Consider the following 8,353-nt stretch of genomic DNA (forward strand, 5'->3'; position numbering starts at 1 on the left):
TATTTTTTGCAAAATTACAACATTTAGTTCAATTTAAAAGATTCTAAGTCTCTAAGATGCTAAGGTTCTGAGTTTTCATTCTTATTTAATAGTAAAAGAAAAACTTAGAACCTTAGAATCTCAGTATCTTAGCAACTTTAAACAGTAACTCTGTAATCAAAAAAACGAATAGGTTTTCGGCTCATAGGGTTAAAAACCAGAGGATTCAACGCTTCTTTTGGAGCGAATTCAATTTTTGGGGTTACTCTTAATTTGGCTCTGAAATGATCTTTGATCTCCTGCAAGAATTCAGGAGTCTGATTTTTCACGGCTATTTTTATCAGGATCTCATCGGTTCCCAAATCGTTGGTAGAGATCTCGATAATATGATTTTCGATGTTGTCAAATCCGCTCAGAACATCATTCATTGCAGGCGGATAAAGTGTTGTGCCTTTGTATTTGATCATTTGTTTTTTGCGGCCAACAACCGGACCAACACGCAAGGTATTTCTCCCGCAGGCGCAGGGAGCATTGTGTAATTGAACAATATCTCCGGTTTTAAAACGTAGCAAAGGCATGGCTTCGATACCTAAAGTGGTAAAAGTCAATTCGCCAATTTCACCTTCTTTTACAGGCCTATTATTTTCATCTAAAACTTCTACAATGATCAATTCCGGATGATGATGACCGCCAACACCGTGTTCGCATTCGGTAAAAGCAGTACTCATTTCGGTTGAGGCATAAGTGGAGAACAACTTAATATTCCACTTTTCGATGATTTTGTTTGACAGGGTATTCATTGAAAAATCCTGATTTCGCAAAGGTTCGCCAATACAAATGGCGCCTTTTATGCTGGAGTTGTTGTAATCAATTCCGTGTGCCTCGGCATATTCGATTAATTTCAGTAAAAAGGAAGGAACGGTAATCAGGTAAGAAGGCTTGTATTTTAAAATGGAATCCCATTGCAATTCCGGAATTCCGGCACCAACGCGGATTACACCCACTTTTAATTTTCGCAGTCCCAGAAAATAAGCCAGACCGGCCATAAACTTTCTGTCAATTGTCGTCATCAGTTGTACCACATCACCTTCGGCAATTCCGGCGCAGGCAAACGAAATGGCTTCGTTATAAGCCAGACGATCCAGGTCAGAATCGGTTAAACCAAAAGTAACAGGATCGCCCAAAGTTCCGGAAGTAGAAGCATAATCAATAATCTGATGTTGCGGAACACATAAAAAATCATCGTTGTACTCTTGTAAATCTTCTTTTGTTGTTACGGGTAAATGCTGTAAATCTTCAAGGGTTTTAATCTTCGAAAGGTCAATATTTTGTCCAGCGAAAAGACGTTTGTAAAAAGGAGAATTTTGACTGATATAGTGTAATAGTTCCGCTAACTTCTGCTCTTGAAAAATTTTAATTTCTTCTAGAGAATTTTTTTCTATTAATGGAATCATTGTAATTTTCTTTTGATTTTTTTTAAATATTTTTCAATGACTGTTTTGTCAGGAACAGTTGTGATTTCTTTTGTTAGTGCTTTTTCAAAATTGGATTGAGAAAGACGGTACTCTTTTTTTTGATAAAAGTACAACCCTGCTTTGTAATACACAACCCAATAGTTAGGGTTTAACGATTGGTAATTCGGTATGAATTCAGGACTTATGGTTTCTTTGTTTTTCAGATACAAATCGAATTTGTGGTCTTCGACTCTAAATTTTTGGTAATTTTTATAGGCTATTGTTTCTAAAAAAGGATCTTTTGGAATGTCTAAATTTACTTGCTGCAGGGAAACAATGTGATCCGTTTTTCTTTCTTTAAAAATACTATCCAGATTATAACACACAAATTCGCCTAATTGATACGGATTTGTAGACACCCAAACCTGTTTTGTAGCAGGTTTAAAGATAACACCGTGATGAGCCATCAGCTGGTTAAGTGCTTTTTCATTACCATATCCCAGATTTATATTATTTAAACCCTCTTTGTTTCGAAGAATTTTAGAGGCAATTTCAGGGTCGATTTTCGGATTTTCAGAAAAGAGTTCCTTCATCTTTTCCATACGATATTCAGAATGACTGTTGGCCATTTGAAACTGGTTACGTTTTTCGTTTTTTAAATCTTCTCCCTGAAAATGATTCGAACAAAATAATTGATTGCCGTTTGGAGTCTCGTAAACGTCCATTTTTTGAGGTGTGACTTCAATCAGAACGGCTTTGTTATCCTCGGCACTTCCCACCATAATTGATTCGGATACAAAAACGGCTCTTTTTTTGGCAATCGCAATTGCTTCGTTTATGTTTTTGGCGTGCTGTAATATTTCGCGCGTAAGAATTGAAATGGGTGTTTTGGCAATTAACGGAATTTCAGATTTTCCGGCATTAATGGTAACCGTTAGGCCTTTTTCATTCATTCCGGAAACCGCACCAATCATTCCGGGCCAGGTAATCATCATAAATTTGTGACCTTCTTTCGGATTGATAAACGCTACGATTTTGTTTTCGGCGAAAGCATCGTTCACATAAAAATCAAAGTTGCGCCCCAGAATTAAATTTCCGTCTTCCGATTTTTCTCCCCATGCCGCAAAAGACGAACAGCCCACTAAAGCCAAATCCTGCAAGGCGTGACCAATGTCGTGTGCAGCATGCAGGTACAAACTGCGATGGTATTGTGGTGCAATGTTATTAAAATCAGGTGAGGTATATTGTGAAACTCCAAAAATCTCGGTTTGATATTCTTCCGGAACATTCAAATATAGTTTTCGATTGTACCATTTCAGGAAATGACGAAGAAGCTTCTGTTGAAATTTTGACGGAACAATATCCTGTATTTTAGAGAAGAAAATACGTTCTTGTTTTTTTAAAAGCGAATCTGATAAAGCCCCAGTGTTGAGTCCGATTTCTAACGGATCGCCTTCGGCATATAATTCCCAAAGGCCTTGCTTGTTTTTTAAAAGTGAATTTTTTCCGGAAATAAAAATACTGTCGGAAAGTTTAGTGACAACAGGTTTTGTCGCATTGTACTTGGCAATCTCAGGCTGGTGCCGCATTGATTTTGATGTTCCGCAAGAGGCGAGCATCGTTAAAAAACCGATAGATAAAAAGAATATAATTCGGTTTTTCATAGCTTTTTATTCAGATGCCTGATTGATTTTGTTTACCAAATATTCTTTACCAACAATTTCAGAACAGGTTACCACGGCTCCAATAGTTACTCCGAGAACACCATGCATGTTGATACTTTGGCCCGTAAGATACAAATTATCCAGTTTGGTTTTTGAGGGAATCAGCGTTTTCATCGGATTATTTGAATCCTTAACATATCCGTACATATTGCCATTGTGCCCGCCAATATAATCGCGATAGGAGAGCGGCGTCGAGGTATGAACGGATTGAATACAGTTTTTGATCCCCGGAAATTTCAGTTCGATTTCTTCTAAAAACTTTGCCGCTTTTTTGGCTTTAAATTCTTCGTAACTCTCCCCACGGTCATTTTCTTCAACCGTAGTATTAAAAGTAGTTGCCCACGGGATTACATCATCGTATTTCATGTAGGTAATAAAAGTCATACCTTCTGCCCATTCTTCCTGCTTTTTGGAAGCATTCATTGAGGCCATAAAGCCTTTTGGCCAGGAATCATCATCATAGTTATGAGCGGTCCAGACTTCGCTGCTTTTCTTAAAATGATAATGGTTATGATTGATGTATTTGAAAGTTTTCGGTTTAAAAACGATGTACAGACTAAACGCCGAAATTACACCTTCAAGACTTTGAACTCTACTGTAAAATGATTTTCGGAAGTGTTCTTCGCCGGTCATTTTCAAAGTTGTTTTTGGCTCGATGTTAGAGATAAAATAGGACCCGGAAACATTGGTCCCGCCCTTCATGTTTACCGAAGTTACTTTTTTATTTTCAACATTAAAATGGGTAACTTCTTTGTATTTGTAAAATTCACCACCGTATTTTTTGAGCTGTTTTAAAAGTTGCTTGGTAATCTGACTTCCGCCATTGATGCAGCGCCACGAACTTTGAATATAGGAATTTACAGAAAGTGCATGAACATAAAAAGGTGTTTTGTCGGCAATTCCGGCATACAAAAAATTAGAACCGGCAAGAACTGCTTTCAGTTTTTCATTTTGGGTACATTCATCGATCGTCTGTTTGGCGTTTAAGCCTAAGATTTCGTTATCGTATTTACCTTCCCATTCTAAATTGTAGAGCGGAAAAGATTCGCAAATTGTTTTTATTCTTTTGCAGTATTCCTCGATACCGGTTTTTTCTTCCGGAAAAAAATGTTCCAATTGGGAAGTAAAATTAGCGTAACCCTGTGCATGAGGATATTCGTTTTGATCGTCTTCAAAAGAGATGATGTCAAAACCGTTATCGTCCATTTTTTTGAGGTTAAGATGCTCCATAATGCCCAAATAGTTGAAATATTTGAACAGGTTTTGTCCTTCTCCTAAGCCTCCGATGTAATGAATTCCGGTATCAAAAATGGTTTTATCGCGTACAAAAGTCTGGAGATTTCCACCATACTGATTGTTTTTTTCGAGCACGCAGACGCTATAACCTTCCTTGGCGAGAATAATCGAAGAGACTAATCCACCCAATCCACTGCCAACAATTACAACATCGTAATGTTCTTTCATGCTCCTTTTTTCTTTAATACAATTATACTGTTATCTTCAAAAATACATTCAAAATCAAATGTAATCAAAGTGTTTTTTAAATCAGAATGGTGGAGCAAGATTACCGTAGAAGTCAGAGAAATGATTTTTTCAAGATCATTCGCTTGATTTTTATCGGAAATCAAAAGAACATCATATTGATTTTGCAAAGCCGGTTCAAGCGTATCTAAATAAGAGATTTTTCTTTTTTTGAGGAAATAATTGGTTTTTGAAATCGCTCGTTTTTCTTCGTCAAAATTAAGCGAAGTTATTTTTCGCTGAGGCTCCTGCAAGGTTAGTAACACATCTAATTGTCCATAATCATTGGATAAATGGAGTATTCTGTCTTTCGCCGAAAGCTGTTTGTTTAAACGATAATAGACTTCCAGATGCTCTTTTAAATCGCTCTTGACGTTATTGATGATTTCGATTTCTTTATAATCGAAACTGTGTAAAAGCATTTTTTTGAAATAGTCCGGGCCTTCTAATTGTTGACGGATTTTTTGGTACTCTTCTTTGAAAAAAGCACTCATTTGCTTGGTTCTCTCAGCATAATTTTTTCCGAAAGAAGTATTGTCCGGAGAAATTCGTTCCAGGATTGAAATCGTAAGATGGCTGTGATGAATGACAAAATCGCCTTTTGGAATCGCTTCTGAAGCTCCGTGAATGACCACAGGAATAATATCCAGATTAAATTCCTCAGCCAGATAAAAGGCTCCTTTATGAAAACGTTTAACCTGATTGCTCTCAGAACGTGTTCCTTCGGGGAAAATCATTAACGAATACCCTTCGTTTACTTTTTGGCGCAAATGTTCTACTCCGCCTTCAATTCCTTCCGAAACCGGATAAAAACCTGCTTTTCTGACGGTACCGCCAAAAATAGGAGAGTTGTACACCCAGTCACTTACTAAAAATATAATTTTAGGACTCAACATTCCCATTGCCAAAATATCAATGAAAGAAGAATGGTTGGCAATAATAATGGCGGGTTTTTCGAAGGTTTCTCCAAATTTATTCACGACTTTTTTATGAATAAACGGATTGGAATACAATACCGATTTCATGAATTTTGAGATCACGTATCGGAAGGCTTTCATTTTTGTTTTCTCCTTAATCGGCAGCAGCGGCATAATAGTGATGCTGAAAAGCGACATCAAAATTCCGCCCATACCGTAATAGAAAAAAGAGATGACACCGTGTATAAAAGTGCGTAAGACAAACGGAGGATTTCCTTTTTTCGAGCGGTTTGAAATGAATATTTTAAAAAGAATAGGGTAAAAAATAAAAGTAATAATAAGTGCCGCAAAAACCCCGATTAGTGACACGGATGAAATAGATCTCAACGCCGGATGTTTAGCAAAAATCATTGCACCGATTCCTAAAATTGTTGTGATTACTGCAAGAATGATAGAGGTTCGATAAATAGCAATTTCGTTTTTTCCGGTTGTATATTCTTTTTGAAGGGCGCTGGTCATGAAAATACTGAAATCGACGCCGTGACCAAAAATCAGGGTACAGACAATCAAGCTGAATATATTCATCTGAAGTCCAAAAACACCCATAATCCCAGCCGTAACAATTCCCGTTAAAGCAATTGGAATACAGCTTACAATAACCAATTCCAGTCTTCGGAAAAAGAAAAATAAAATCAGAATCACCGCTATAAACGAATAATTTACCAGTGTGTTGAAATCGGTTTTTAAAGTACTGAAAAACGTTTCATTCATCTGCTGACGATCAATTGCAATCAGATTTTGTTTGGTCTCAGTTGATTTTACGAAAGAATCTCTTTGTTGAGGACTCACTTTTACGAGCGTAGAAATGGTGAAGAATCCGTTTTTTTCGGTTACAAATTCTTTCAGCTGTAAAGCCTGTATTTTCAAATATTCCTGTGCGGAAATGGGTTTGAATTTGAAATTCAAATGCTCAAAAAAAGCGGTATAAGTAGTAGGTTTAAATCCGAGTTTGGAACCTTCGGCAATTAGTTGTGTTTGTAAAAGCTGTTTTTTGTTGGTGTCCCAAAACGAATTCCAGCGATCGATTTTTTGCTGTTGCTCCTTTTGCGAAAGCATAATACCGCCAACAGAACTAAAATTCAATATTTTGCCGTTTTGTTTTTCTTTTGATAAATCGGAGAACAGGGCAGAGTTATTTCGTAAAACCTCTTCCATACTATTTCCATAGGATGCTACATAAATGGTTTTGGAGGTGAGGCTTGTACTCTCTTCCAGATCTTTTTCAGCCGCTTTTATTTCTGTCGGAATAAAATTCAGTTGTGACAAATCGTTGTTGAATCCCACATTCTTATAAGTAAAGCAGGAAACAATGACTATTAAAACACAAAAACCAATCAGAAATTTGTTGTTGTGAAAGGAAAAATGAGCCAGTTTATCAATCACATTTTTCTTGTGTTCTACGTTATTCTCTTTCGGTTTGTAGAGATGCGGAATAATTAAAAGAGAGAAAAATGCCGAAGCCATTACGATAACGGCAGCGAAAATCCCCAAGTCATTTAAGGCATCTGATTTTACAAAAAGCAGGCACAAAAAGGCAACAGCCGTTGTTGAACTGCTCATGATGACCGGCATAGTAATGTCTTTGTACAAGGTTTTTATATCGCTGTTGTGCTTGTAGTGTGTGAGAATATGAAGGGAATAATCAATGGTGATTCCCAGTAAAATAGAACCAATTCCTAATGAAATAGCAGAAATTTGTTCTTTTGCAAAATATAAAAAGGCGATGGCAAACAAAGCGCCAAAAACAGTAGGAAGAAAAATAATTATCGGAATCAATACTTTTCTATAAAACAAAATCAAAATGAGCATCAGTGTAAACATCGCGATTGATGTGGTCAGGATGATATCACTTTTGATTTGATTGGCATTTGCAACTGCAATCAGGGCAGAGCCAAAATAATGAATCGAGGTTTTGGTTTTGAATTTCTGATTCAGATTGTCCTGAATGGATTTCAGTTTTGATGCAAAAATGGTATTCTGTTCGGTTTCGCTTGAAGGAAGATTTGAGGTAATAAAAAGAAGTAATTTCTTTTTGTCTTTGGTCATAACAAAACCATTGTCAAGCGTAAAATCGTCACCAATATTTAATTGCTGTAATTTTTTTAAAGCGATAAAGGAGATTCCCAACGGATCCTGTAAAATAAAATCTTTCGTGATAAATCCGGATGGAGCGATAATTGATTTATAATTTCCTTGAACTGTCGCCGCGATACTGTCTTTTTGAAGTTTACTTTGCAGGACTTCATAATCTTTATTTTCCAGAAAAAGAGGCAGATTGTGGTAGACGAAATCAATGGTTTCCTGAATATTTTCTTCGTCAATTTTTCCCTGAATACCACTTACGTAGGGCTTGCAGGATTGAGTGACACTGTCTGAAAAAGCAGTTGCCATTTCTTTTAGATCGTCTTCGGTACCGTTTTTATCGAGTTTGAAAATAACGGTAGTTTTATCAGCAAAATTAAGCTGTTTAAGCACTTTTGCCGTGACATCAGTTTTATCATTCGTGGGAATCAGTTTGGTGATATCCTCTTCAAATTTAATTTGAGAGGCAAAAAATCCAAAAACAAAAAGGATCAAAATAGCCAGAACAACCGATAAAGATTTTCTTCGGTTTACAAACATATGAATGGCGTAGAAGTATTGATGCATGTTTATTTATTATTGTTTTTGCTTACAGTTTTTTTGCCACAGATTGAAA

Annotated in this window: 4 protein-coding genes; all 4 read right to left on the reverse strand. The window is 36.5% G+C overall.

Features of this window, described 5'->3' with window-relative positions:
- Positions 1-137: 137 nt before the first annotated feature.
- Genes B0A80_RS05090 through B0A80_RS05105 form a run of 4 tightly spaced genes read right to left on the reverse strand, consistent with a single transcriptional unit; the run spans position 138 to position 8,304 of the window.
- Complete coding sequence (locus B0A80_RS05090) at positions 138-1,433, reverse strand: phenylacetate--CoA ligase family protein (RefSeq protein ID WP_089076641.1); 1,296 nt, start codon at positions 1,431-1,433, stop codon at positions 138-140.
- Positions 1,430-3,097 (reverse strand): C45 family autoproteolytic acyltransferase/hydolase, encoded by a 1,668-nt coding sequence (locus tag B0A80_RS05095; protein ID WP_089076642.1) that lies wholly within the window; start codon positions 3,095-3,097, stop codon positions 1,430-1,432. The genes B0A80_RS05090 and B0A80_RS05095 overlap by 4 nt, the downstream gene beginning before the upstream one ends.
- Before the next feature lie 6 nt (positions 3,098-3,103).
- On the reverse strand, positions 3,104-4,621 hold the full coding sequence (locus tag B0A80_RS05100) for a phytoene desaturase family protein (protein WP_089076643.1): 1,518 nt from the start codon (positions 4,619-4,621) through the stop codon (positions 3,104-3,106).
- Positions 4,618-8,304, reverse strand: coding sequence for a 1-acyl-sn-glycerol-3-phosphate acyltransferase (locus B0A80_RS05105; RefSeq protein WP_089076644.1), 3,687 nt, complete (start codon positions 8,302-8,304; stop codon positions 4,618-4,620). Before B0A80_RS05105 ends, B0A80_RS05100 begins: the two co-directional genes overlap by 4 nt.
- Positions 8,305-8,353 lie beyond the last annotated feature (49 nt).

The organism is Flavobacterium tructae, from assembly GCF_002217475.1.
Lineage (GTDB): Bacteria > Bacteroidota > Bacteroidia > Flavobacteriales > Flavobacteriaceae > Flavobacterium > Flavobacterium tructae.

Bases quoted from the DNA above. Each gene is read 5' to 3' on its own strand.
- B0A80_RS05090 (WP_089076641.1), bottom strand. From the start codon at position 1,433: ATGATTCCATTAATAGAAAAAAATTCTCTAGAAGAAATTAAAATTTTT.
- B0A80_RS05095 (WP_089076642.1), bottom strand. From the start codon at position 3,097: ATGAAAAACCGAATTATATTCTTTTTATCTATCGGTTTTTTAACGATG.
- B0A80_RS05100 (WP_089076643.1), bottom strand. From the start codon at position 4,621: ATGAAAGAACATTACGATGTTGTAATTGTTGGCAGTGGATTGGGTGGA.
- B0A80_RS05105 (WP_089076644.1), bottom strand. From the start codon at position 8,304: ATGCATCAATACTTCTACGCCATTCATATGTTTGTAAACCGAAGAAAA.